General features: G+C 29.6%; 22 protein-coding genes. 4 read left to right on the top strand and 18 right to left on the bottom strand.

Going from position 1 to position 24965, the window contains the following annotated elements; genetic code table 11:
* Positions 1 to 41: 41 nt before the first annotated feature.
* Positions 42 to 779, bottom strand: coding sequence for a CDP-alcohol phosphatidyltransferase family protein (locus tag ACH2BP_RS10445; protein ID WP_395059628.1), 738 nt, complete (start codon positions 777 to 779; stop codon positions 42 to 44).
* Between the two features lie 192 nt (positions 780 to 971).
* Here ACH2BP_RS10445 and ACH2BP_RS10450 point away from each other — a divergent pair, with 192 nt between their 5' ends.
* Entirely contained in the window at positions 972 to 1964 is a 993-nt protein-coding gene (locus ACH2BP_RS10450) for a PorV/PorQ family protein (protein WP_395059727.1), read from the top strand.
* Positions 1965 to 1974: 10 nt separating this feature from the next.
* On the top strand, positions 1975 to 3126 hold the full coding sequence (locus ACH2BP_RS10455) for a DUF4105 domain-containing protein (protein ID WP_395059630.1): 1152 nt from the start codon (positions 1975 to 1977) through the stop codon (positions 3124 to 3126).
* A gap of 21 nt (positions 3127 to 3147) precedes the next feature.
* Here the strand turns inward: ACH2BP_RS10455 and ACH2BP_RS10460 are convergent, their stop codons facing one another.
* The 5 genes from ACH2BP_RS10460 to ACH2BP_RS10480 are packed head-to-tail and all read right to left on the bottom strand — an operon-like array spanning position 3148 to position 8670.
* Positions 3148 to 4542, bottom strand: a complete 1395-nt coding sequence (locus ACH2BP_RS10460; protein ID WP_395059632.1) for an exopolysaccharide biosynthesis polyprenyl glycosylphosphotransferase — start codon at positions 4540 to 4542, stop codon at positions 3148 to 3150.
* A 34-nt stretch (positions 4543 to 4576) separates the two neighbouring features.
* On the bottom strand, positions 4577 to 5935 hold the full coding sequence (locus tag ACH2BP_RS10465) for an O-antigen ligase family protein (RefSeq protein WP_395059633.1): 1359 nt from the start codon (positions 5933 to 5935) through the stop codon (positions 4577 to 4579).
* Complete coding sequence (locus ACH2BP_RS10470) at positions 5925 to 7001, bottom strand: glycosyltransferase family 4 protein (protein ID WP_395059634.1); 1077 nt, start codon at positions 6999 to 7001, stop codon at positions 5925 to 5927. Before ACH2BP_RS10470 ends, ACH2BP_RS10465 begins: the two co-directional genes overlap by 11 nt.
* Positions 6998 to 8116, bottom strand: a complete 1119-nt coding sequence (locus ACH2BP_RS10475) for a glycosyltransferase family 4 protein (protein ID WP_395059636.1) — start codon at positions 8114 to 8116, stop codon at positions 6998 to 7000. Before ACH2BP_RS10475 ends, ACH2BP_RS10470 begins: the two co-directional genes overlap by 4 nt.
* The gene (locus tag ACH2BP_RS10480) at positions 8116 to 8670 is read right to left on the bottom strand and encodes a serine O-acetyltransferase (RefSeq protein WP_395059638.1); all 555 of its coding nucleotides are present in this window, start codon (positions 8668 to 8670) and stop codon (positions 8116 to 8118) included. The genes ACH2BP_RS10475 and ACH2BP_RS10480 overlap by 1 nt, the downstream gene beginning before the upstream one ends.
* Before the next feature lie 255 nt (positions 8671 to 8925).
* Here ACH2BP_RS10480 and ACH2BP_RS10485 point away from each other — a divergent pair, with 255 nt between their 5' ends.
* A complete protein-coding gene (locus ACH2BP_RS10485; RefSeq protein ID WP_395059640.1) occupies positions 8926 to 9657 on the top strand; it encodes a methyltransferase domain-containing protein in 732 nt (243 codons plus the stop codon).
* Positions 9658 to 10425, top strand: coding sequence for a glycosyltransferase (locus ACH2BP_RS10490; RefSeq protein WP_395059642.1), 768 nt, complete (start codon positions 9658 to 9660; stop codon positions 10423 to 10425).
* Positions 10426 to 10448: 23 nt separating this feature from the next.
* Here the strand turns inward: ACH2BP_RS10490 and ACH2BP_RS10495 are convergent, their stop codons facing one another.
* The 12 genes from ACH2BP_RS10495 to ACH2BP_RS10550 all read right to left on the bottom strand — a co-directional run bounded on the left by ACH2BP_RS10495 (position 10449) and on the right by ACH2BP_RS10550 (position 24928).
* Positions 10449 to 11816, bottom strand: coding sequence for a hypothetical protein (locus ACH2BP_RS10495; RefSeq protein ID WP_395059644.1), 1368 nt, complete (start codon positions 11814 to 11816; stop codon positions 10449 to 10451).
* A 259-nt stretch (positions 11817 to 12075) separates the two neighbouring features.
* The gene (locus tag ACH2BP_RS10500) at positions 12076 to 13077 is read right to left on the bottom strand and encodes a glycosyltransferase family 2 protein (RefSeq protein ID WP_395059646.1); all 1002 of its coding nucleotides are present in this window, start codon (positions 13075 to 13077) and stop codon (positions 12076 to 12078) included.
* An 8-nt stretch (positions 13078 to 13085) separates the two neighbouring features.
* On the bottom strand, positions 13086 to 14630 hold the full coding sequence (locus tag ACH2BP_RS10505; protein ID WP_395059648.1) for a glycosyltransferase family 2 protein: 1545 nt from the start codon (positions 14628 to 14630) through the stop codon (positions 13086 to 13088).
* Positions 14630 to 15784: a glycosyltransferase family 4 protein gene (locus ACH2BP_RS10510; RefSeq protein WP_395059650.1), complete on the bottom strand. Its 1155-nt coding sequence runs from the start codon at positions 15782 to 15784 to the stop codon at positions 14630 to 14632. The genes ACH2BP_RS10505 and ACH2BP_RS10510 overlap by 1 nt, the downstream gene beginning before the upstream one ends.
* Positions 15781 to 16863, bottom strand: a complete 1083-nt coding sequence (locus tag ACH2BP_RS10515; protein ID WP_395059652.1) for a glycosyltransferase family 4 protein — start codon at positions 16861 to 16863, stop codon at positions 15781 to 15783. Before ACH2BP_RS10515 ends, ACH2BP_RS10510 begins: the two co-directional genes overlap by 4 nt.
* Positions 16863 to 18260, bottom strand: coding sequence for a hypothetical protein (locus tag ACH2BP_RS10520; protein WP_395059654.1), 1398 nt, complete (start codon positions 18258 to 18260; stop codon positions 16863 to 16865). The genes ACH2BP_RS10515 and ACH2BP_RS10520 overlap by 1 nt, the downstream gene beginning before the upstream one ends.
* A gap of 5 nt (positions 18261 to 18265) precedes the next feature.
* Positions 18266 to 19063 (bottom strand): hypothetical protein, encoded by a 798-nt coding sequence (locus ACH2BP_RS10525; protein WP_395059656.1) that lies wholly within the window; start codon positions 19061 to 19063, stop codon positions 18266 to 18268.
* Positions 19064 to 19069: 6 nt separating this feature from the next.
* Positions 19070 to 19927, bottom strand: a complete 858-nt coding sequence (locus tag ACH2BP_RS10530) for a hypothetical protein (RefSeq protein WP_395059658.1) — start codon at positions 19925 to 19927, stop codon at positions 19070 to 19072.
* A 321-nt stretch (positions 19928 to 20248) separates the two neighbouring features.
* Positions 20249 to 21133, bottom strand: coding sequence for a hypothetical protein (locus ACH2BP_RS10535; protein ID WP_395059659.1), 885 nt, complete (start codon positions 21131 to 21133; stop codon positions 20249 to 20251).
* A gap of 97 nt (positions 21134 to 21230) precedes the next feature.
* Complete coding sequence (locus ACH2BP_RS10540) at positions 21231 to 22664, bottom strand: MBOAT family O-acyltransferase (RefSeq protein WP_395059661.1); 1434 nt, start codon at positions 22662 to 22664, stop codon at positions 21231 to 21233.
* A complete protein-coding gene (gene neuC, locus ACH2BP_RS10545) occupies positions 22664 to 23794 on the bottom strand; it encodes a UDP-N-acetylglucosamine 2-epimerase (protein ID WP_395059663.1) in 1131 nt (376 codons plus the stop codon). The genes ACH2BP_RS10540 and neuC overlap by 1 nt, the downstream gene beginning before the upstream one ends.
* A gap of 18 nt (positions 23795 to 23812) precedes the next feature.
* A complete protein-coding gene (locus ACH2BP_RS10550; protein ID WP_395059665.1) occupies positions 23813 to 24928 on the bottom strand; it encodes an acyltransferase family protein in 1116 nt (371 codons plus the stop codon).
* Between the last annotated feature and the right edge of the window lie 37 nt (positions 24929 to 24965).

Consider the following 24965-nt stretch of genomic DNA (forward strand, 5'->3'; position numbering starts at 1 on the left):
TCTTTTTAGACTTAACTGATTTTCGTACAGCCATTAAAAAATTATTTTTTATTAATCATATTATTCACAACCGAAAGCAAAACATAAAAAATAATAATCATAGGAATTCCTAAATATCTAAAAACAAGCAATAACAATACCGATGAAGCCAAAAACAAAATTTGTAAGACATTTTTCTTGAAGGTAAAATCTTTTATTTTTAATGAAAACAAAGGAATTTCGGCATTCATAACATAAGCACTAACTATAGAAATCGTGATAAGAACCCAATGATTTTGAAGCGAATTTGCAATAAACTCTAAGTTTGGATTTAGCAAAACCAAAGGCAAACTCAAAATAAACAAAGCATTGGCAGGTGTTGGCAATCCTATAAATGAATCGGTTTGACGGGTGTCGATATTAAAATTTGCCAAACGATAACAAGCACCTAAAGTGATTATAAATCCTAAAAACGGTAAAACCATGACCGAATTATCCCAAGAAGAAACACTAATTACTTTCTCTTCTCCAAATGATTTCAACAACATTTGAAACATAATAACGCCAGGAACAACTCCACTGGTTATCATATCTGCTAATGAATCCAATTGCAATCCAAGCGGACTTGAAACCTTAAACAATCGAGCAAAAAAACCATCAAAAAAATCAAAGAAAATTCCCAAACAAACAAAATAAAATGCCAATAAAAATTCTTGTTGAAATGCAAAAACCAGAGCAATGCATCCACAAAAAAGGTTTAATAAAGTAATAATATTGGGAATATGTTTTTTAAAGTTCATTTTGAAAGGATTTAATTATCGATAACGCAAATTTAGCACAATAAGTTTATACATTGATGCGTTTATTATGTCAGATTTTTATTTAATCTTTGTAGAAATTTATTTTCATTGAAAAAACTCATATTTTTTATAATTTTAATCACGTTTAGCTTTACAAAAGCGCAAACGATTCGTAAATATTCGAACGAATTTATGAATATTGGTGTCGATGCTCGTGCATTTGGTATGGCAAATACTATGGTGGCACATACTAGCGATGTAAATTCTGGTTATTGGAACCCGACGGGTTTACTAAAAATTGAAGACAGCGAAGCATCTCTTATGCATGCTAATTATTTTGCAAATATTGCACAATATGATTATGCAGCTTATGCAAAAAAAATAGATGATCGTAGTGCTTGGGGAGCATCGATTATACGTTTTGGTGTTGATGATATTTTAAATACAACCCAATTGATTGACGCCAACGGTAACATAGATTATAACAGAATTAGTTTGTTTTCGACAGCAGATTATGGTTTTACCTTTTCTTATGCTCGGAAATTGCCTGTGCAAGGATTTCAATATGGTGCCAATGCTAAAGTAATTCGTAGAATTATTGGAGATTTTGCTAGTTCGTGGGGATTTGGTTTCGATTTGGGTTTACAATTCGAAAAAAATGATTGGCAATTGGGACTTATGGTTCGTGATATTACCACAACTTATAACATTTGGAATATTAATGAAAAAGAATATCAAAAAATAAAAGACGCACAAACATTAAGCCCATTACAAAATCAGGATTTACCAGAAAGCAGCGAAATTACTTTACCAAAAGTACAGTTTGGTGTCGCTAAAAAATACGAATTCCACAATGAAACAAGTTTGCTGGCTTCGGCAAATTTGAATATGCAATTTCAACAAACAAATGATTTAATCTCTACTAGTTTCGCGAGTATAGATCCTGCTTTAGGGTTTGAATATGGTTATAACAATTTAGCGTTTTTGAGAGCTGGTTTTGGTAATTTTCAGAAAATACTACAAATAGATGGTAGCAAAAAAATAGGATTTCAACCTAATTTGGGCGTCGGGTTTCAGTACAAAGGCATTGCTATCGATTATGCACTGACCGATTTAGGAAACCAAAGTGCCGCTTTATATTCAAACGTATTTTCGTTGAAAGTTGATTTAAGTATCTTCCGATAAATTTGTTTCGATGACAAAAAAAATACTTTTTCTGTTTTGTTTTATACAATTTTCGATGGGATATTGCCAACAATTTCCCATTTCCGAGAACACAAGAATTAGCATTATCACCGTAGGACTTGCTGACGAAGTGCATTCTTTATACGGACATACTGCATTGAGAATTCAAGATTCTAAATTGAATATCGACTTGGTTTACAACTACGGAATGTTTGATTTTGCTACCGAAAATTTTGTTGCAAAATTTACAAAAGGAGATTTACAATATTATGCAACATCTTATCCTTATATAGATTTTGAGTATAGTTACAGAGAAGACAATCGCTCTATTTACGAGCAGGTTTTAGACTTATCTCTTATTGAAAAACAGAATTTATTTAACAAATTAAACACTTCCCTTTTACCAGAAAACACATTTTACACCTATAAATTTATCGATAGAAATTGCACCACAAAAGTGGTTGACATTGTAAATGAAGTATTGGATAACAAACCCGTTGTTAAGAAAAATATTAATAGTTCAACATACAGAGAAGTTTTATATCCGTATGCAGAAAATCATTTTTACAATGAATTGGGGATCAATCTTATTTTTGGGCAAAAAGTAGACAAGCAAGCAACTACTATTTTTCTTCCGTTAGATTTATACAATAATTTAAAAATAATTTCATACAAGAGCAAACCTTTAGTTTCTGAAACAAATACTATTTTTGAAGCTGATAGAACAACTCCAACTTCTTATTTAGACAGTATTTATTCATTAATAGCTGTTTTATTATTATTTGTGATTTTGAATCAAAAAGCAACTAATATTATTTATTTTTCTGTGTTAGGAATAATAGGATTATTGTTTTCTTTTATGAGTATTTACTCTTTCCACAAAGAATTATACTGGAATTATAATATTTTACTACTCAATCCATTGTTTTTATTTCTTGTTTTTTTTATGATTAAAAACAACACAAAATGGATTAAAAAAGTGAGTTTAATAGGTTTATTATTCTTGGGGACTTATTGCTTTTATATGATAGGAAAAATTCATTTTCCAATCGTTTTACCTATTGTAATGGCAACATTTATATTGCTTTTACGATTGTTTTTTAAATCTAATCCGAGTCTAAAAGAGTCAACTGGCGGGAGCAATCTAAAATCTCAAGTCTAAAATCTTAAATCTTAAATTTATCTACTGTCCTTTATAAAAAAGTACTGTACTAATCGTTTTGACAATAATATTCAAATCAAGATAAACGCTTCTGTGTTTGATGTAATACAAATCATACTGCAATTTTATCAGACTATCTTCAATAGTTTCTCCGTAAGAATAATTTACTTGTGCCCAACCTGTAAGTCCGGGTTTCAAGACATGACGGGTTTCATAAAACGGCATAATTTGAGCAATTTCTTTAACAAAAATAGGTCTTTCTGGTCTTGGCCCAATTACTGACATATCTCCTTTTAGTACATTAATAAACTGCGGCACTTCATCTAATCTCGATTTTCTCAAAAATTTACCAAAAGGTGTTATCCTAGTGTCGTTTGCTGTTGCAAAAACGGCTCCAGAGGTTTCGGCATTGATAATCATAGAACGAAGTTTATAAATTTCGAATGTTTTCCCATTTTTTCCTACTCTTTCTTGAGTGTAAAATAGTGGACCACGATTTCCCAGTAGATTTCCCAGCAAGATAAATGGCAATATAAGAACACCTCCTAAAATCCCAAAAAGTGATATTGAAATCTCTAAAAACCTTGCTACTATTAAGTATAATTTATTTTGATTACTTCTTGAAAACGGAAAATATTTATAAAAATCTCGAGCTAAATATTGTACTGGAATACGTTGGGTAATACTCTCATAAACCTGCGTATATTCCCGTATTACAAAACCATTTTCCAGAAATTTTATGAGTTTATTATACAATTCGACTGTGATTCCTTCAGTTTTTTGTGAGGCAATAACAATTTCTGAAACACCTTTTTGAATTATAAAATCTTCAATATTATCTAAATCGATATGAGATACAAAATTGTATTCAAATCCTTTTGAGTCTCTTGCATCAGAATTTATATAACCTTCAATTTTGTAATGAGGATCTACACTTTGCAATCCTTTAACTAATCCTTCTAATTCTTCTTTATCACAAATTAAAATAACTTTTTTACCAAATCTTGTTGAAGCAAAAAACCTGACATAAATTATTCTCCATAAAAATAATGACAGCAAAATAGAGGTGTAAAAAAGTAATATTTGCAAACGCTTTTCCGGGAGTGTTGGTGTAATAATTGGCGTTAGTAAATACGATAATACAGTCGTAGAGGTTGCCAATACAATGCTTTTGGTGATTTGAAATTGGTTACTGGCTACTTGCAGATTATACATTTCAAAAACAGAACCAAAAAACAAAACATATACAGACAAGATAATCGTCCAATAAAAATTAGTTTCTGAAATTTTAAAATAATGAAAATCAAAAATAATTCCTAATAAATGTAATAATCCTAAAACAAAAACTACGTCAAAAAACCTAAGAAGAATTTTTCTTTCAGAAATTTCGAAATGCATTTTAGCTTTAGAAGTCATACTAACCCGTTTTTACAAATATCTAAAAATATATCTATTTTTCTTCAAAATTCTGATTTAGTTTCTTTTGTTCTTCAATACTATAAACATGCAATAAGGACAAGGCATATACAAAAGCTGGAGCTGCCAAACGCATCGCGGCGTGGTTTATAGTGAGTATCCAAAAAGCAAAGAACGATAATAAATATATATTTTTCCTATTATTCATATACAATGCTAACGGCGTTATGATTAAAATAAGTAATGCCAACACGCCTAACATCCCGTGTTCAGCTAGCATTCTTGTTATCTCGTTATGAGAAGCAACAGTATGCCCAAAAGTTTCCATTCTGTTTTCTTTAGCTTTACCAATACCAACACCTATAATTGGGTTTTCTAAAAACATATTTATTTCACCACCCATAATTTCTTCTCGACCAGTAAGCATACTAGATTTCGCCCTACCAGCCGCATCCTCATTTGCATAACGTTTATCTATAAATCCGTTAGTTTGATTAGAACTATAACTCCAAATAATTAAAAATGCAAAAATAGAAAATACAATAGTCCATAGAAGTTTTACCTTAGCCGAACGATTGGTTACAAAAAACAAGACCGTCATTAGCAAAATGATCATTACAATTGCGCAAATCATACCGCCTCGTGAAAAAGTTACAATACCTCGAAAGGTCATAATTAACAATATAACTATATTAGTAACAATTACCCATTTTTCTTTAGAATGGAATATTAGTCTCGTAAATATTAAAAAAACACCTAACCCTAAAATTGTTGATACCTGATTGGGACCAAAACCGCCGGATGTTTCAAAATTAGAGTCAGTTCCAGTTATCACTTCTTTTATACTAGGTGTATATAAATACATATAAGTAACTGTGGTTATAATAGGACAAAGCATTGCTAACATGACATTGTCTAATTCCTTTAAAGTGATTCTTCGTTGATAACAATACAATGCCGAAACACCCAGGCAAATAGGTCCTGATATGTTAAAGGAAATAGATTTTATTATATTAGCATTTAAATTTAAAGTGATTGATGCAACAATAATTCCGGGTATTAAAATAACAATATAGGTCCAATAGGGGAAAGAGTTTTTTGAAAACCCTGAAAAATATATACCCATAAGCATAAAAAAAATTATCGAATATTTCCCAATTTCATATAAAACAATACCACCTGTCATTCTTAAAATCACTTCACTACCCATAGCATAAGCAGCGATATATAAAACTTGATTTTTTGAATTTTGTGTTTTTAAAATTATTAAAAAACTGATTGATAAAATCCCTAAACCATATGGAACTGATAATTTTGAATAAAAAAAAATAACTACTCCGAATGCTATATGTAGCAATATAATAGAACTATAGCTTAAATTTTTAGTTTTCATTTTGCAACCAATTTATGTATTTTTTTATAATTGTCTCTTTGGAATAATCATCATAAACCGTTTTGTAAAGCGCTTCGCCAAACACATTCATTAAAACATGATCGTCTATTAATTTAACCAATGACGTATAGAACAAGTCTTCATCGTTTGAAACAACTGAGAAACCATTTTGATAATTAACAATCAATAAAGGTATTTCTCCAACATTTGTTACCACAACGGGCTTTTTATAAAGACCGTATTCTAACAAAGCAATAGGCAAACCTTCGGAACTTGAGGTGAGAATTCCTATTTGAGACTGGTCTAGAATATTTTTTATATCTTCTCTTGTTCCATAACAATATACATTGTTTTTCAGTTCATTCTTACTAATTAATTCTTTAATGTATTTTGAATAATCATCTTCAAAATCTTTACCTACAAGATGAAAAGTCCATTCTGTATGTGATTTTTTTAATTTTTCTGCTACTTTAAGTAACAACACATGATTTTTTTGCTCTCTTAAATTTGCCAAACAAACTATTCGCTTTTCATTGTTTCCTTTTAAAATTGTTTTCTCTAAGACTTCATTAGCTATTGTTGGAAAATTTGGTAAATAAACAACTTTTTTAAAATTCAATTTTTGTTCAACCCAATCTTTCAGTTTATGATTTACGGCAATAACTTTACTAAAAAAAGGAATTGTTATTTTTAAAACAAATGAAGGTCTTTTTGATAGAAACTCACTATCACCATAATGATCGTGCCAAATTAATTTTAAATTAGGACATAGTAATTTTAATAAAAAAGCGATAAAAAACGAAGTACTATGAGCATGTATAAACTTTACTTGATTTTCTCTAACAAATTTTTTTAAATAAAAAAGTGATTTAAAATCGAATGTCCCTTTTTTATTTAGACATAAATATTTGACTTTATCATCTATTTGACTTAATAATGGGCCTTCTTTTCTGGTTACAACCAAACCAGAAAAATCAATTTCATGAGCAAGTGCATTAGCATAATTTACTGCCATACGCTCTGCACCACCGGCATCTAAGGAATCTATGATTTGTAAAACTCTCATGATTGCAAAAGTAACTTTATTTCTTGTTCTAAATAATCTAAAGTATACTTTCTAGACCATTGCACTCCATTAGCAATAGTTTCCTGGTAAAATGCTTCATTACTAATTAGCTCTTGAATTGTCTGAGCATCTTTTTCTAAATCAACTTGTAATAACAAACCCCTATTACCATAATCTAACATATTAGGAACACAAGAAATAGGAGTCGAAATGGGAACACAACCCCAGAACATACCCTCGGCAATGACTTTTGGCCAACCTTCACTTTGTGAGGGCAACAGTATAAAATGACTTTCCTGATAAGCTTTTTGTATTATGGAAGTAGTTTTATTTCCATATAAAGTGACAGAATGTTCTAGCTTAAGTTTTGATATATAATCTTCAATATTTTTTCTTTCCACTCCTTCTCCAAAAATGGACAATTCAATTTGGAAACCGTTTTGAATTAATTTTTCTGTCAATTGAATAGCATACAATGGTCTTTTTCCTATCGATAAAGTACCTACAAACATTATTTTTATAATGCCCTGCAAATTCCTAGGCAAAATTGCTTCCTTTTCGAATTCTTTATAGGTTGCCGTAAAAAAAGGCTTGATGTTTCTGGTGCTATTTTCCCATTCGCCATAGACTAAAACTTGTATATTTCGAGTCAAAAAAGCATGACTCAAGATATACTTTTGCAAACGATAACTAAACGGATGTTTTGCTTTCGGATCCCAATTGCCCGCATATTTGGCGGTTTTTATTTTATGCGGGAAAAATAATTGTACTATCGAAGCTAACAAACCAACATTTCCTGGACATCGCAAATGAATATGATCTGCCCAAAACATCGCTTTAAATAGTATAAAAAAATTATAAAAGATTTGAAAAAAAGATTGAATCCCATTTGAAAAGGATTTGATATTAAAATCAGAAAGCAAAAATATTTTAGAAATTTTAAATGGAATTTCAGAAACTAACAGTCCGTTATCTTGCTTCCATTCTGGGCAACAAAAAGCTATTTCATCGGCATATTTTGCCCAAATTTCCATTTCTGTAACGTATGGACTATAAGCAAACCAATGGTTACTTTTATTAATTATCGGCGCATTAGAGACTACTAATAATTTCATTAAATATATCCTTTAGATCCTTTATTTGAAATCATAACCGCTGGAACACCAAGCACAACAGCACTTTCTTCGACACTACTAATCACTAGTGAGCAAGAACCTATTAATGCATTATTTCCAACATGAATTTTGCCAGCAATGACTGAATTTGCCCCTACATATACATTGTTTCCAATAATGGGAACACCGCGATTATCATCCTGACCAGAAACTCCAATAGTTACACCTTGAGAAATATTACAATTATCACCAATAATGGTATTTGCATTAAAAATAACACCTCCAAAATGACCTATATAAAATGAATGTCCAATTTTTGCCGAAGCAGGGATTGAAATTCCTGTTGTTATTTCGATGATTTTTTGCCAAAAAAACAATGGTATTTTAAATAAAACATTTATTGGAAACAAAGTAATTTTAGTCATACAAAAATGCGCTATTCGGTATTGAAAAATAGCCCAAAAACCTTGTGTAAAAAAAACGATGGAAAAGAAATGACCTCCATATTTTTTATATTTTTTATAGTCTGACGTGATCAGTTGGAAAACTGTCATAGTGGTTAAACATTTTATGGAGTAAATATAGCATTTCTAATCAAAAAGAATAAATTAATTATGTTTACTTTTAATTCAAATTAGGAAAGTTTTTATTTTTGAAATACCCAATTATTTCATACAAAAAAATTGAGCAGAAGTTTTTATTTATCACCTATAGAGTTGCTTATTTAATAATTCTCTTTAACTATAATTGATTTTAAAAAAAGACCTTTATATTTACAAAATATTTATTTTACTCTAATCTTATATTCTATGGACATAAAGGAAATTTCATCTTGCGTTGACCAAAATACGCATTGGTATTATCAAAGTAAAAAACTTCCTCTCTTAAATTATTTCAAGAAATTACCCTGTTCAATTAAATATGACATCATTGACGTTGGTTCGGGTTCAGGCTTTTTTGCAAAAGAAATATTAAATACTTTTCCAGATAAAATTAACATTTGTTACTTAATAGATACCGAATACACTGAAGAAGAAATTAATAATTCTTTAAACACACAATTGGTCAAACAAAATACAATACCAAATTCTATTTCTAATTCATTAATCATTTTAATGGATGTTTTAGAACATTTAGAAGATGATATTCAAATGTTAACTGATATAAAAAATAATGCAATCGGTAATAATAATTATTTTTTTATTACTGTCCCTGCATTTCAATCATTATGGTCAGCTCATGATGAATATTTATGCCATTATAGAAGATATACAATAACCTCCTTAAAAAAATTGTTTTTAAAAAGCCAATTTACTTTACAATCTATATATTATCTATATGGAACATTATTCCCTTTAGTGTGGATTAGCAGAAAAATATCTAATTTATTCCCACCTAAAGAATTCACTTCCGAAATGAAGCCTGTTCATCCCCTTTTAAATAAAATACTACTTTTCATCAGTAGCTTTGATGCAAATTATATTAACAAAAATAAATTAGCAGGAGTTTCATGTGTAGCATTTGGAAAAATAGACAAATAAATGATAGAAACTCAAAACATTTCATTTCAGATTGGAATCGTTGTACCATGTTATAATGAAGAAAATAGAATCTCATTACTAGAATTTGAAAAACATATAATTAAAAATAAAAATCATTTTTTTTGTTTTGTAAATGATGGAAGTACAGATAAAACTTTAAAAATATTACAAGCTTTTTTTTCTAAATATCCATTTCAAATCGCTGTTCTTGATAATAAAATTAATTTAGGTAAAGCAGAAACAGTCAGAAGTGGTATTAATTACCTATTATCTCAAAAAAAACATGATATTCTTGGATTTCTAGATGCTGATTTAGCAACACCGTTAGATGAAATAGATAGAATTTCAAAAATTTTTATTAACAATCAAAAACTTATTGTTTTCGGATCACGAATTAAACACGTAGGAGGTAATGTAGAACGAAAATTTATCAGATATGTTTTAGGAAGAATTTTCGCTACTGTTGTTAGTAATTGGCTTTTAAAAACTGCAGTATATGACACACAATGTGGTTTCAAGTTTTTTAGAATTAATATTATCAAATCCCTTTTTAAGGAAGAATTCAAATCCAAATGGTTTTTTGATATAGAATTATTCTGTCGTACAAAAATAAAACATCCTAATGTCGATATCAATGAAATTGCACAAGAATTCTTTGTTAACACATGGAAAGATCAAAAAGGATCAAAAATAAAATTATTAGACTATTTTAATGCTCCCTTAGAGTTAATAAAATTAAAATATCATTACAAAAATATAAAAAAGTAAAGACACGTCGAAAAAAGTTACTCCTAGTTATTAAAATCGGACTTGATTCTATTTGGAAACATATAAATTGAAATTTTATTGATTGCTTTTTGTATCCAATGAATTCGATACAAACCCGCAGCACTCATAATATATAAAGCCACTCTGGAAGGAAAAATATATCTTGGTTCCATATAAGTTAGTCCATGGAAGATAAGCAACGAAATAATAACCCCCCAAAAAATCCAATAATGAATTAAATTTTTCTCATTAAATAAAAATAATATTGCACCTACTACAATAATTAAATTAATAGAATTCACAATCAAAATAAAAATCCAATATCCAACAGGACCTTTTAATGGCCCTAAATCAAATTCATCAGGTTGGACACTGTTAATGAAATAAACGTGGCCATAAAAACACTTTACAAAAAACTGTCTTGTGAACCAATATGGATGTTCAATGGCATCGTCAATTAAAAATTTTCTATATACTTCATTGGAGCTCTTAGATGTTGTCACAACTGCAGACAACACTTCTGTGCTTTTTACCCAATTTTGATAATCTTTACTATCTGATCGAACTTCATTATCCCAAAAACGAAAATCGGTTGGCTCCTCTCTAAACTGAAATCTTCCTTGATGTGCCACATAATAAAGAAGTGAATCTTGACTGGATGAAAATTCATTTCCTGTTATGTTTTTTGCCAATTGCAAAACACCAATACCCATAATTGAAACAATCAAAACAGTGAGCCCCAATTTTTTTCCATATTTTTTGAAAAATAATTTATTCTTAAAAAAAGAATACAAAATCACTAAACAGATTAATCCTAAAAGTAACAATGTGTTCGGTCTGTTTAATATCAAAAACCACATACCTAGTGTTAGAATAATCCAACCAGATATTTTTTTAGGTTCAGCAAATGCAATTGACCATCCGTATATCGCTAAAGCCAAAGAAAAAAACGCAGGAGCTTCTGCTAATATCCCCAAAGAATAATAACAATGAATGGGGAAAATAAAAAACAACAAAACACTTAAAAGGCCTACTTCTTTGGAAAAAAAAGAAAAACCAATTCTAAAAATAAGTATTAAACTAATTGTAATAATAATGGATGTAAATACTACACCATAAACCCAAAGCTGATTATCAGTCGCATCATCTGGCGCCAATAAATAAACCGGTGTGTAAAAAATTATTGGACCTGGGGCTTTAGTTATAACAACTTTATCATAAGAGGTTTTTCCTTTTATAAACAAAGCCAGATTCTTTGATTCAATATGAAATGTTATATCTCCAAAAGGCTTCGCCTTAAAAGGAAGATTTAAGACGATTAACATCATTAAAGATGAGATTATGATAATGGCTAGATTAACCCTTTTAATAGAAAAATCAATTTTATTCATTTATTATTCTTTATTGTTAAATTTAAAAAAGGTGATTATTGAAAGTAGATTAAAATTAGATTGTAAATTTAGTATTTTTAGTGTTAAATTTATTTGAGATTCTGTTTTATAGAATTAAATATTCAGTAGAGATCATTTTAGATGACTTGTGAATTTGCCTTTACGTTCTTTTTTTCTTAAGAGTATGTTTCTTTTTATGAAATTGATATACGAGAGTTTATTCGAACTAATGCTTTTTAATTACATCGAATTTATAGATTTAATTATTTGTTTTTGGTCTATCAAACCACAAACTCCACCAACTAACAGTTCGGCCCAACGCTTCTGTAAATGCTTCTTTTGATTTTGATTTTGCAAATACATTACTAAATCTAATGAATGTCAATAATATTGTAATGCAATTCCATTTTAATTTATCAATTATACTGGGATTAGGATTTTTAATTCTCCATACATACCACCCATTTCTGACCACCATTTTACCGTATTGATATTGATTTGGTCTTCCGGCCGGATCGTGGTAGTGATTTAATTTAGCCGCAGTATTTATATAGAGTTGTCCTTTTTTGGAAACTCGAAGTGTAAAATCCGCATCTTCATACAAACCATATCCTTCGAAGTAGGTTGAAAATTGAAATGTATCAAACACTTCTTTTTTAAATGATGAAACACCTCCCATCAACTGTTCTACCATATATGTTTTATCAGAAGGAGGTAAAAAACCTACACTTCTACCATGTGAATAACCGGAGGAATACCCAGGTGGTTGATTGCTATCTAACCCTAACAATTTCCTTAATACGAATCGGCTTCCTTCTTTAATTTTCCAGCCATCGTAATAAAACTCTTTGAGAGCAGGTTTGTAATTATTACCAACAAAAGTCCAACTATTTTCATTGATAATATAACCTCCAACTCCTAACGCATTTTGATGCTTCGCATATGTCTTAAGAATTTCTTCAAAATAGTTGTGTTCTAAAACCGTATCATCATCTAAAAAACAAACAATTTCAGATGAACTAGCTACTTTTTTAATTCCAAAATTTCGTTGCTTGGTTAATCCTCTGTCATTATAAGAAACCAGAAAATATTTCAAATTTTGAAATGCATTTTTGGTGAGTATACTTTTCGTATCCTCATTTGTTGAACCATCAACAATAAGAATTTCATCAGGATAAACCGATTGCAAATGAACCGATTGCAACAATTTCAACAAGGGTAGTGGACGCTGATAAGTACATATGATTAGTGTAAACTTCATAGAATCGGTTATTTGTATATTATTCCTAAATCTATCAGTTTTTTTGCATAAAATATAGACTTTTTAAACTGCAAGTTTTTATAAGGAAGTCGTAATAATCTAAACAAAAAATACATTTTAGAACCACCAAATAAATAATAGCTAAAGTGTTTGTGTTTATATTCTATTAGTTGCTGTGGTGTAAACTGTTTCATTATTCCGTACATAACCGTAGGACTTGGCACAGGGCGAATAAATTTTACTGGCGTATCTAATTCCCATGGTTGTTGTTTTCTTTTTTTTCCCAGAATTTTAGCTTGTGCTCCCCACCATCTGTAACCACCACTTGGTGGCTTCAAATGCAAATTGGTCGCGTGAGGATTGAACATAACAGTTACTCCAATTTTTGCAAGCGATAATCCAAAATCGCCATCTTCACCATATCCTCCATCAAAATTGACATCGTTCCCTACTAATTTTTCGACATATTCTCTTTTAACACAAGAATTGGCGTTACTAAAACTAGAAGTTACGCCTGCTTTCCATCTAGAACTTCCATAATGTTGCAATTTATTTTCTAAATCGACAAAGTTTTGTTTGTGATGATCCGCTCTAATATCTAATCCGTTACATGCTCCCGTATTATAAGTTTGCAAAAACTTAATATGATTTCCTATAAAACTCGGTAATACTCTAACATCATCATCTCCAAAAACGATATAATCTCCAGTACATAATTCAATAGCTTCGTTTCTGGCTCTGCAACTTCCTTTAGATTGTTGCCAAACCACTTTTAACTCGAAGGGATATTCTCTCAATTGATATAGTGATTCGTCTCTCTCGCTTTCAGGAGTTGCATCGACCACAACCACTTGCGACAATGGATATTCTTGATTTGCTAAATCACCTAACAATTGTAAAGTATAATCTTGCCTGAACATGGTTGGAATAATATAACTCGCTGTTGGTTTTCCTTCAATTTCTTTTAATTCTCTAGAATTTACAACTTGAGATTTTGTGCGTTGTTTGAATAGTCTTTTTGCTCTAAAAAATGCCTTCCATTCGGAAATTTTCCAAAACCCTTTTCTGTAAATCATAAAAAGAGCGTGGTCTACTTTGAAATTTTTTATATAAAAAGCATATCTGTCTTTTTTAGAGATTTCAACAGATTCAGACTGATTGGATTCAAAAAGATTTTTAACATATAAAGGCACTATTCCTAAAAATATTAAACCTATATAGCCAAAATCTAAGGCTTGCATTTGAACAGATTCATAATCAGAATCGAAACCTTTTGTTTTTTCCCATACTGATTTTCTAACGGCAAACTGATGAGGATTAACCTTCCAGCTTACACATTGTTCTAAATTATCAAAATCATTGATATACCAAACAAAAACACATGCTTGATAGACCAGTTCGGGAAATACATTTTTATAACCCTGCTCAAAAGAGGAGTGCCAAACATCTCCAGCTCCATCTGCTAATTCATCTAACATCTTAAAATTAGGTGTTCCCATATACAAAATAGACTCACCTGACTTCGTGCAATATTCTTTTAATTCTAAACTCATTATTTTTTACGAATACTATTTTTATAAAATTCTACATTTTGAATAACCACTTTTTTAGCATCAAAAGCTTCTTCAATTCTCAAACGGGCATTGATTCCAATTTGATTTGCTAAATCCTTGTTTTCTAGAAGCAGATTTATTTTATCTGCATAACCTTGATGGTCTTTTGGGTTAGCCAAATAACCGTTAATTCCGTTTTGAATAATTTCTTCAGCCCAACCAATATCAGACGCTACAATTGCTTTTCTCATAGCCATTGCCTCTAGCCACGAAAGCGGCAAGGCTTCGGCAAAAGTAGGAAAAACACATATAGTGGCTCTGCTAATATATTCTTTTATTTCATTATGAGAAACCCCTCCGATATAAGTTACATTATTTAATGCCTTATTTGAAAACATTGCTTGCATCATAGACCATGTTGAGCTATTTCCCGATATAATATCTGGTGAGTCTCTACCGACTAGTTGTAATTGAACGTTAGGGTGCTTATCCATTATTTTATTAAAAATATAAGGCAATTCTAACAATCCTTTTTTCCGTATTAGTGTTCCAAAATACAATATTATTTGCTTAGATGAATCTTCTTCTAATAAAGTAAAATTAAAATTATTACAATTAATGCTATTAGGTATTATTGTAAATTTATTATTTTGATTAAATAACTGATTGGTCAATGAAGCTGTATATTTACTTACTGAAATATAGGCATCAGCTTTTTGTAAAGCCCTCTTTTCATGAAAACGATTTATCCATTTTACAGGCCTGTTATCTAAGTGACAAAAATAAGTGTCACTCCCATTTAAGCGTATAACGACTGGGCATTTTTCAGGCTGAATAAAAGAGGTAATCCCTGTCCAATCTGGGGCTTCCAACAGATCAATTTCTTTTTCAGCGTAAAGCTTATCAATTATTTTCTCGAGCTTTTTCCGAGTAAAATACCATGAAAGACCTTTTATCTTTACGCTATTTATCCTTTGAACCACAATATCTTTATCTGTAAAAAATTCTTCTTTATCTTGACCATAAACTAAAACACGTACGCTGTGTCCATTAGACACTAAGCTTTCAGCAAGATTTTTTATACTGGTACCTATTCCACCAGAGGCTCTGGTAATTTCATGCGGGTATTCGGGGGTTAGGAATGCTATTTTCATAAAATAGAAATATGTTGGTGTACCATTTTTTCAATGGAAAAATCATTTTTTCTCATATTAATAATAGAAAAATCATGAGGTATATGGTTTGACTCAATTACTTTATATATGATATTTCTTAACTGGCTTGTATTTCTAGCTTCGAATACATAACCATTTTCGTTATCCTTAACTAAATTTAATACATTCCCTTCTTTTTGGGTTGTAATCACAGGCAAATTAGAAAGCAAACTTTCTACCACCGTATAACAGAATGTTTCACCGTGAGATGGATGTATTAAATAGTCATATTTATGGTAGCATTCATATAAGTTACTCACGCTTCCTTCAAAATTAAAATACTTCTGAAGGGAATATTCCTTAATCATTTGCTTCAATACCATTTCATAATCTCCTTTTCCAAAAATGTCAATTTTGAAATCAATATCCTTACGTGAGCAAACAATATCCTTAACGGCTAAAATTAAATCCTGAATACCCTTTTCTTTTCTTAGATGACAGGCTACAATAAAATTGTTCGTTTTATTGAAATTATCCTTGAGGAGATATTTTTCAACATCAATCCCATTATAAATAATTTTGGCTTTTGGCGCTACCTGATTCCCGAAATCAATCATTAAACATTTCAATGTGCTTTCGGAAACACAAACAAAAATATCGATATATTTGGCATACAAAAATCCCTTTATCATTTTATTTATTTTCTTCTTTAAAGCATAACCTCCAATAGGTCTAGGATTATGGTCTACGCAAATGATTTTAGATGGATAATGTGATTTTATCTTTTTATAAAAAGGAGTGCACAACTCCACAAAATGAGTAACTATTGTGTCGTACTTTAAATCATTTTCTTTGATGTGTTCAATAAAGAAAGCTTCTAGCTGATTACCTTTTGAGTCAATCATGTTCAAATTCTCATATTGACCATATGAACTAGTATTTGGAAAATACCAAGAAACAGTATATCCTTCGGCTTTACATTTTTGATCAAAAAGCCAAAAAAAACGATCCATACCTCCTATTCTGTCTGGAGTTAGGACATAATTGCAAATAATTGCTGTTTTTTTATTACTCTTCATCAATTTAACCAATTTCTTAAGGCTTCTGAAATTCTTTTACTTGTATTTTCTAAAGGCTTACCAATTTGCAAATCTAAAAGTGCTTTTTGCTCTTTAAATTTATAATCTGGTGTCTCTAAACATTGATTGATGGCTGAAAGCAATTCTAATTCATTTTTTGCAATGGTCACGGCTCTACTTTCAACTACTTTTTGAATATGTGCATAGTTCAAAAATCGTTGGTCATCATACAGGCCGTTGTTTGCATTTCCAAAAACTGTGTTAATTACAGGTTTATCAAACAGCATATTATCTAAACTCATAGTAGAAAGCATATTGACACTTACATCAGTAAACATCAAAACAGATTTTAAATCTGTAACATCTTCTTCGGAAGGAATTCTTTGAGACCATGATTCTTGATGATTCGAACGTGCTTGTTTCCAATCAGGATAATTCCATTTAATAAAAGGATACTTTTCAGCTAAAGCGGCAAATCGAGTAGGCTCTTCTGCTGGAGAAGTTCGTACCAATAGATTTACTTTTTTAATTATTTTATTATTTTGAATTACTTTTGCTATCGTTTCTATATAAAGTGGGTCATTTTTACTTGTTGAAACATCTCCGCAACTAAACAACATTGTTGGCAAATTCGAATCTAAATTAAATCGCTTTAAGAAATTTTCTTTAGACATACCGTAACGATCTAGAATATAAGGTTCAAATTGAGGTGTTCCTACAATTTCAATCTGATTTGGCTTTATGGATTGATAGAAATGTAATAATTCTTGTTTCATCAAATCGCTCCAAACTAAATAATAATCAAAATTACCAGCCATTCTTCCTTTGGAAGCTAAATTATCCCAGCTAAAAATAAAAGCAGTAGTTTTAATTTTCAACTCTTCTGCAGCCAGAATAAATGGTGCAATATAAGGTGGCCGTTGGTGTGTAAAGAACAACATATCTACATTATATTCTTTTAGCAAATCCTTGTACTTTAAAGTAATGGGGTTAGATTTAAAAGTCAGTTGTTGCCATTTATTGTAACGAAGAATCCATTTTTCTGAATGTACCTTATTTGAAAACTTATGTAGAAAACGAGTCGCAATTCCCTGAGGATTGTTTGCTTTCGATCTTGTTACTCGCAAATTATCTTGTATACCAAAATTTCCTTTAGCATGTAATTGCAAATGTGTTACTTCTTTGGCTTTTCTGAAAAACCAAGTAGGGAATTTTTCTTGAAAAACATCTAATTCGACGATTTCACAATTTAAATTTTGTGATTCATAAACCGATTTTGGTAAACATGAGAATATTACTACTTTATCAAAAGCAACTTTAGATTCTTTGATAAAATCGCTTAAAATAAAATTTCTAAAACCTACTCCATCGGTTATTACAACACCTAACTTTTTCATTAATTTTATTTTACTTTTGCTACAACTTTAGCAATAAACTTACTAATTCTTTTTCTAAAAGCAAATGTATTGTCTTTAAAAATAATAGGTTTTATAAAATTGTCGTTTTTTACTGATAATAAACTGAATATTTTGTCAATTCGTTTGGTGTGTTTCTCATTAACTCCATAAGCTCTGGCATACCATGTATGATACAACATCTTATTCCCTCTATGATCATTTACACTATTGGTGATTATATCTTCTTCAAAAGGAACATTCGCATCTAAAAAAAGAATTTTTTTCCCTTTTCGCCTCAACCAAAGATAAAAACAGTAATAAGGTTCGTAAATACTTGAAACATTATATTCATGAATGAGACTAGAAAGATTGTCATCGAACTCATTTTTTTTGATGTATTGGTTTTTATCAACTTCTTTTTTTTTCCAAATATTTTCGATTTCTGAAAAATGAATAATCGAAAAAAAAGTGTTTATCAGATATGGATTTTGTTTTCTATGTGGAATCATTCCTCCATCTCTCACGCCGCAAACACTATAATCATTGTGTTTCATATGCTCAATAATCTCAAAAATAGCATTTGGATTACTAAAAATAACATCTTCATCTGCCATAACCAACCACTCAATATTTTTATTCTTGAGTTTATTTAACATGTATTTTATACTATCATAACCATGCATACCATTTGTTCCATCAATCACATACTTTTGAATGTTTTGAGGAAATAGTGGTGACGTTTTTTTATACAATTCAAAATTAGCAACTGTTGTTAGTAAAGCGATGTTTGATTCTTTAATCATAAAGACTTAATTTTTCTGTGCGCGAATTAAACCTCTTCTCAAATAGGGCTCTTTGATATCATTATCAAAAACAAATAACATAAAACCGTTAGAGTGTTCGACTTGAAATCCCATTTGACTCAATTGTCCTGTAAAATCTAAACAATCATTTTGTTTATGATATGTACAAATAGCAATTTTAAAATTATTTTTTTCTTTAAACAAAGGAGCACATGCATTTAAAAAAATTTGTTCTTCTCCTTCAATATCAACTTTAAAAAAAGAAATGTCTGGATTTGAATTGTAAAAAGTATTCATACTAATGGTTTCATCGGAATCCCTATCAGTAACATATTTATTTATAATATTCACTTTTTCTTTCCATGGTCTAAAAGTTGCTTCAAGGGCTTCAATCCATTCATCATCCGATTCGAAAAGGTATGCTTTTGACACTTTTTCTATGTTAGAAAGTGTAAAGTTTCCTTCTGCTGAACCTATATCTGCTATTACATCTTTAGATGTTAGTTTAAAACTTTCTGTAAGATAAAGATGTGGAGATTGTGGATCTTGATCAAGTTGCAAACCTTGGTACAAACTTTTTATGCCAATAGTAGACATAGATCGTTTGAAGTACAATCTTTTATTTTCATGAACAACATATTTCAAACCTATAGATTGGTCTAAATAAACATTAATATCTCCTTTTTTATATTTTTTCGAAAATTCATAAGGAAAAACTGAAATTGGATTTTCTTTTAAAAAACTTATAACTTGGTTAGTTTCTATATCATTATTAAGATTTTTATCCTGATAAAAACTTAAAACATCTCGTTTTAGATTAGTTAAAAACTTATCTCTATTTCTGCTTTCTACTTTTGTTTTCAATTTATTGAGTAAAGAAACAGGGAGCAGTATTTTAACAATCTTATAAATGTACTTCTTCATTTTATCTTAAAATTTACAGAAACTATATATTTCTAAATTGCTTTTGGTGATTGAGTTGCCAAATATCGTTTTTTTCTAAAGACTGCAAAAACATTTGATGACTAATCTCTTGACTTAAATCATTTTGAAAAGCTTGTGTTTGGTAAGCATCTACAACAGATAATGATTTTTCAAAAATATTTGTTAAAAAAAAATAACACACAAGAGCTTACAGTAAGCACAAATGTCTTTTTTACAATATCCTTTACAACTGTTTTTAGTTTACAATCTTAGTTTTTCAGTTAGAATTGTTGTAAAAGCAATAGCGCCATCATTATTTAAATGATTATTATTTTGAAAATATTTATTGTGTGGCAATTCATTTGAAAAATTTTTTAACCCGAGGATTTTAGTTTCCAATTTTTGAACAAAACTAAAATCGTTATTTGATATTCTAAATGGTGCTATAAAGTAAACAACTTCTTTATTATTTTTCAAACTATAATTTACAACTGAATCATAATATTTGTTTTTTAAAGCTATTTTTTTAGGCAAACCATATTTACCAATTGAAAAATCACCATACAAAGGTGAATATCCATTATCCTTAAAAACATTAGTTTGTTTTTTAATTAGATTTGAAACTATTTCTCTAATCCCTATTTTTTGAGAAGTTATACTATATCGGTAAAAAGGAATATTGATATTTCTCCAAAAATTATTTTTATCATTTAATTGACAATGATTGGAAATTAATTTATTTTCATTTATGAAAGGTAAAATTTCATAACTCAGAACATTTGAAAATCCGTTTTCTATATTAAAAATATAATCCACCTGGATAAATGCTTTTTTATAATTAATATGATATTCGTCTAAAAGCTGAAGAATTAAATAAATATCTGCCATTTTTGAAGCTTGAAAGCCTAAATTCATTGCTGTTTTCCCTGTTTTATTTTTAATTACTTCAGGGGAAATTCCGTTTTCAACCCGAGATGAACCTAAAAAAACATAATCTAAAGATTTATTTTTTAAAGCTCTTAAGTTTTGAAATTTAGTTCTGGGTAAAGATTTCTCAAAAACATTTGTGTAAAAAAAATCTAACGCATAGGCGCTTACAACCAGTATAAGTAATATTTTTAGAAAATGTTTTATAAATATTCTCATATGTTTAAAATTTAATTATTTTGAGATACCTATTGCGTCGCCTTTTTAACCATAGGTGTCTTTTACGCAAACTTATTATTACTGGCGATTTCAATAATTAAAACTGAAAATAAATAAACTCTTTATAATCAGAAAAAACACCTAAAGCCAAAATAGCCAAAATGCAAAACAACAATTTAATATTTTCATGTTCTCCAGAAATAGGTTCGGTTTTGTATTTATGAAACCATTCAATCATTACAAAAACACCTATTAATAATAGTAATTCTGGAGCGTAACGTTCGTTTGATAAATATTGAATTTCAAAGTTTAAGTTGGTAAACATATTTTTAACGTACAACAACGCTTCAGAAATAGATTTAGCTCTGAAAAAGATCCAAGCAAATGTGGTAATCGAAAAAGTAAGCAAAATATTGATAATGGTTTGTAACCCTTGAACATTCCATTTGAAATTAATATCTTCTAAATTACTTCTATTCCTGTTTAATAACAATAAAGGCAAGAAGTATATAGCATTAATTAATCCCCAAGCGATGAATGTCCAGTTGGCGCCATGCCAAAATCCGCTCACTAAAAAGATAATAAATGTATTTCGTACTTGCATCCATTTTCCGCCTATACTTCCACCTAATGGTATGTATAAATAATCTCTAAACCATGATGATAAAGAAATGTGCCAACGACGCCAAAACTCGGCAATATCTCTTGAGAAATATGGAAAATTGAAATTCTTTAATAAATCGATACCAAATAATTTTGAAGTTCCTAAAGCTATATCAGAATACCCTGAAAAATCACCATAAATTTGAAAAGAAAAATAAATGGCTCCCAAAATTAGTGACAACGAATTCATTTGTTCTTGATTGTTGAATACTTCATTGGCATACATGGCACAAGAATCTGCAATAACTACTTTTTTGACTAATCCCCAAATAATTTGATGAATTCCTTCATTTGCCTTTTGAAAATTGAATTCTCTTTTTACTTTTACTTGTGGTAATAAATGTGTGGCACGTTCAATTGGACCAGCCACTAACAGAGGAAAATAACTTACGAAAAGTGAATAATCTATAAAATTATATTCGGCTTTAATTCTTTTGTAATAGATATCAATCACATAGGATAAACCATGAAAAGTATAGAACGAAATACCAACAGGTAAAATCACTTTTATCAATAATGGATTGACTTGAAAACCAAAACCGTTAATTAATTCGGCAAACGAAATGGCAAAGAAATTATAATATTTAAAAATGCCTAAAAATCCTAAATTAATAATAATGCTTAACCAAAACCAAAACTTACTTTCACGAACCGAATTACTTTTTTCTATTTGAATACCTGAAAAATAATCTAAAAGTGTAGAAAAAACTAATAAAAAGAGAAAACGCCAATCCCAACAAGCGTAAAAATAATAACTAGCGATAATTAACAAACTATTTTGTCCCGATTTATTTTTGTTACAAACAAACCAATATAATATAAAGACTATTGGTAAAAAAGCTGCAAAGTGAAGTGAGTTAAAAAACATTATAAGTAAATATCTTTAAATTGTTTTTGATGATTGAGTCGCCAAATATCGTTATTTAATAATGAATTTAAAAACAATTGTGCGCTATTGCCTGTACCATAATCGCTTTTTGATGGCAAAATCGCATGTGTATCAATAATTTGCAAGGCTTCTTCAATACTTTCTTTAGTATAATCTACATTGATAATATCAGCATGCAAAGCTCTATTTTGCTGGCGGGTTCCTATGTTAATGATAGGCAAACCATAATAAGGTGCTTCTCGAATTCCCGCGCTGCTATTTCCTATAATAAACTGTGCTTTTTTTAGTAAGGTCAAAAAATATTCGAAACGCAACGAAGGAAAAATTCGGAAGCGGTTGTTGTTTTTTAGTTTTTCGTAGGCTTGTAATATAACATTGCTTCCTAGATCATTGTTTGGGAAAATAACCACATAATTATGAGTGTCTTCTAATAAAGATGCTACAAAATCATCTGCATATTGTTGCATGTATTTTGCTTCGGTAGTTACAGGGTGAAACATCACTACAGCATATGCATCAAAAGGAATTTCGTAATAATCCTTTACGGTTTCTAAATCGGGTAAATCGTTAGAAAACATAATATCTACATCGGGCGAACCTATTGTAAAAACAGATTCCGACAACTCCCCCATTTGCATTAATCTATTTTTTGCTAATTCGTTAGATACGAAATGAACATGACTCATTTTACTAGTTGAATGTCGTATGAGTTCATCAATAGTTCCAGAAACCTCACCGCCTTCTACATGTGACACAAGTATGTTATTGAGTGATCCTACTATAGCACCTGCTAGCGCTTCGACTCTATCCCCATGAATTACAATCATGTCTGGGAGACAATTTTTGACATAAGCAGACAAACCCTCGATGGTTTTTGCCAAGGTCAAATCCATTGTGGTTTCGTGAGTGTGATTCTCAAAAGTATGAACGTTTGAAAACCCACAACGCTCAATTTCTAAGAGAGTAAATCCGTATTCTTTTTGCAAATGCATTCCGGTTACAAATACAAAAACTTCAAAATCTTTGTAGTTTTCAAGGATTTGAATAAGTGATTTTATTTTACCAAAATCAGCTCGAGTTCCTGTTAAAAATAAAATTTTTTTTACCATCACTGTTTTTATTGGTATTTAGTTGATTCTACTTGGATAATATTTATCTCTGATTTTTAAAAAATATTTTTCAATATAAAGTGTCATAAACATTCCTGTTAAAACACTTGTAGTAGATGTCATAATAAAAAGCAATATAGGATTTATTTTAAATTTCAGTACATACACGCTAAGAACCGAAAAAAAGAAACCAACAAACCCATGAATAATATATATTGAATAAGATGAAAATCCAATTTTACTTACTATAATGACTACTCTTTCAGAAAAAACCTTGTTCAACTTGTAGTTGATATTATTATCCATCAAAAAATAAATTAAGAAAATACCAAACGCTATATATAGAAATGTGAACCCGAATGTTCTAACAAAAAAAGATTCTTCAAAATCAATAAATGGTGTAAATGATAATAATAGAAAAGCTATTATTATTAATATTCTTTTGTAAGAATTAAAAAATAGCATTAAAATTTCATTTTTAAAATAATACAAATATGAAATAAATACCCCAGCAAAAAGCGAATCCATTCTAAGATGCGTCATTGTAACATTTTTTTCTTCATAATCAGGATGGTAAATATTGTTGTATATTCTTATAATTAGACAGAAAAGGAATGATAAAATTAATATAATTTGAAAAAAATCAAAATTTATTTTTTTCAAATTTACCTTAAAATCAAACATTTTACTTTGAATTAAAAAATAAAGCAGAAGAGCAAAACCAAAATAAAAATGTTCTTCGATTGCTAGCGACCACGTGGCTACATAAGCATATCCCCAACCCCAAACATAATTTTGAACGAAAAACATATCTGCCAAAAATCCTTTTAAAACAAATTGCCCTTTAATAATTTTTGGGGCTAAATATAAAAAATAAGTTAAAAAATAAATTGGATAGATCTTGAAACCTCTTCTTATTAAAAATAATTTTGGTCTTATATCCCCGTATCTTATATACTCTTTAAATAATAATCCTGAAACTAAAAATCCGCTCAAAACAAAAAACAAATCCACTCCTATCCAGCCCATTTTTGTTGTAAACTCAAAAAGATGCAAATGCCTCAACAAGACTAATATGATGGCTATACCTCTTAAAAAATCTAATTCTCTTAATCTATTATTTATCTTAATCATCAATATTTATTTAACAAAATCCTTAAAAAAAATCTCT

The sequence above is a fragment of the Flavobacterium sp. genome, assembly GCF_043756175.1.
In the GTDB taxonomy this organism is placed as follows: Bacteria; Bacteroidota; Bacteroidia; order Flavobacteriales; family Flavobacteriaceae; genus Flavobacterium.

Excerpts from the sequence above, each read along its gene's own strand:
- ACH2BP_RS10550 (WP_395059665.1), bottom strand. The coding sequence starts at position 24,928 with ATGATTAAGATAAATAATAGATTAAGAGAATTAGATTTTTTAAGAGGT.
- ACH2BP_RS10450 (WP_395059727.1), top strand. The coding sequence starts at position 972 with ATGAATATTGGTGTCGATGCTCGTGCATTTGGTATGGCAAATACTATG.
- ACH2BP_RS10525 (WP_395059656.1), bottom strand. The coding sequence starts at position 19,063 with ATGATTAAAGAATCAAACATCGCTTTACTAACAACAGTTGCTAATTTT.
- ACH2BP_RS10460 (WP_395059632.1), bottom strand. The coding sequence starts at position 4,542 with ATGACTTCTAAAGCTAAAATGCATTTCGAAATTTCTGAAAGAAAAATT.
- ACH2BP_RS10505 (WP_395059648.1), bottom strand. The coding sequence starts at position 14,630 with ATGAGTTTAGAATTAAAAGAATATTGCACGAAGTCAGGTGAGTCTATT.
- ACH2BP_RS10535 (WP_395059659.1), bottom strand. The coding sequence starts at position 21,133 with ATGAGAATATTTATAAAACATTTTCTAAAAATATTACTTATACTGGTT.
- ACH2BP_RS10465 (WP_395059633.1), bottom strand. The coding sequence starts at position 5,935 with ATGAAAACTAAAAATTTAAGCTATAGTTCTATTATATTGCTACATATA.
- ACH2BP_RS10445 (WP_395059628.1), bottom strand. The coding sequence starts at position 779 with ATGAACTTTAAAAAACATATTCCCAATATTATTACTTTATTAAACCTT.
- ACH2BP_RS10515 (WP_395059652.1), bottom strand. The coding sequence starts at position 16,863 with ATGAAGAGTAATAAAAAAACAGCAATTATTTGCAATTATGTCCTAACT.
- ACH2BP_RS10520 (WP_395059654.1), bottom strand. The coding sequence starts at position 18,260 with ATGAAAAAGTTAGGTGTTGTAATAACCGATGGAGTAGGTTTTAGAAAT.
- ACH2BP_RS10540 (WP_395059661.1), bottom strand. The coding sequence starts at position 22,664 with ATGTTTTTTAACTCACTTCACTTTGCAGCTTTTTTACCAATAGTCTTT.
- ACH2BP_RS10490 (WP_395059642.1), top strand. The coding sequence starts at position 9,658 with ATGATAGAAACTCAAAACATTTCATTTCAGATTGGAATCGTTGTACCA.
- ACH2BP_RS10480 (WP_395059638.1), bottom strand. The coding sequence starts at position 8,670 with ATGACAGTTTTCCAACTGATCACGTCAGACTATAAAAAATATAAAAAA.
- ACH2BP_RS10485 (WP_395059640.1), top strand. The coding sequence starts at position 8,926 with ATGGACATAAAGGAAATTTCATCTTGCGTTGACCAAAATACGCATTGG.
- ACH2BP_RS10500 (WP_395059646.1), bottom strand. The coding sequence starts at position 13,077 with ATGAAGTTTACACTAATCATATGTACTTATCAGCGTCCACTACCCTTG.
- ACH2BP_RS10495 (WP_395059644.1), bottom strand. The coding sequence starts at position 11,816 with ATGAATAAAATTGATTTTTCTATTAAAAGGGTTAATCTAGCCATTATC.
- ACH2BP_RS10510 (WP_395059650.1), bottom strand. The coding sequence starts at position 15,784 with ATGAAAATAGCATTCCTAACCCCCGAATACCCGCATGAAATTACCAGA.
- neuC (WP_395059663.1), bottom strand. The coding sequence starts at position 23,794 with ATGGTAAAAAAAATTTTATTTTTAACAGGAACTCGAGCTGATTTTGGT.
- ACH2BP_RS10475 (WP_395059636.1), bottom strand. The coding sequence starts at position 8,116 with ATGAAATTATTAGTAGTCTCTAATGCGCCGATAATTAATAAAAGTAAC.
- ACH2BP_RS10455 (WP_395059630.1), top strand. The coding sequence starts at position 1,975 with ATGACAAAAAAAATACTTTTTCTGTTTTGTTTTATACAATTTTCGATG.
- ACH2BP_RS10470 (WP_395059634.1), bottom strand. The coding sequence starts at position 7,001 with ATGAGAGTTTTACAAATCATAGATTCCTTAGATGCCGGTGGTGCAGAG.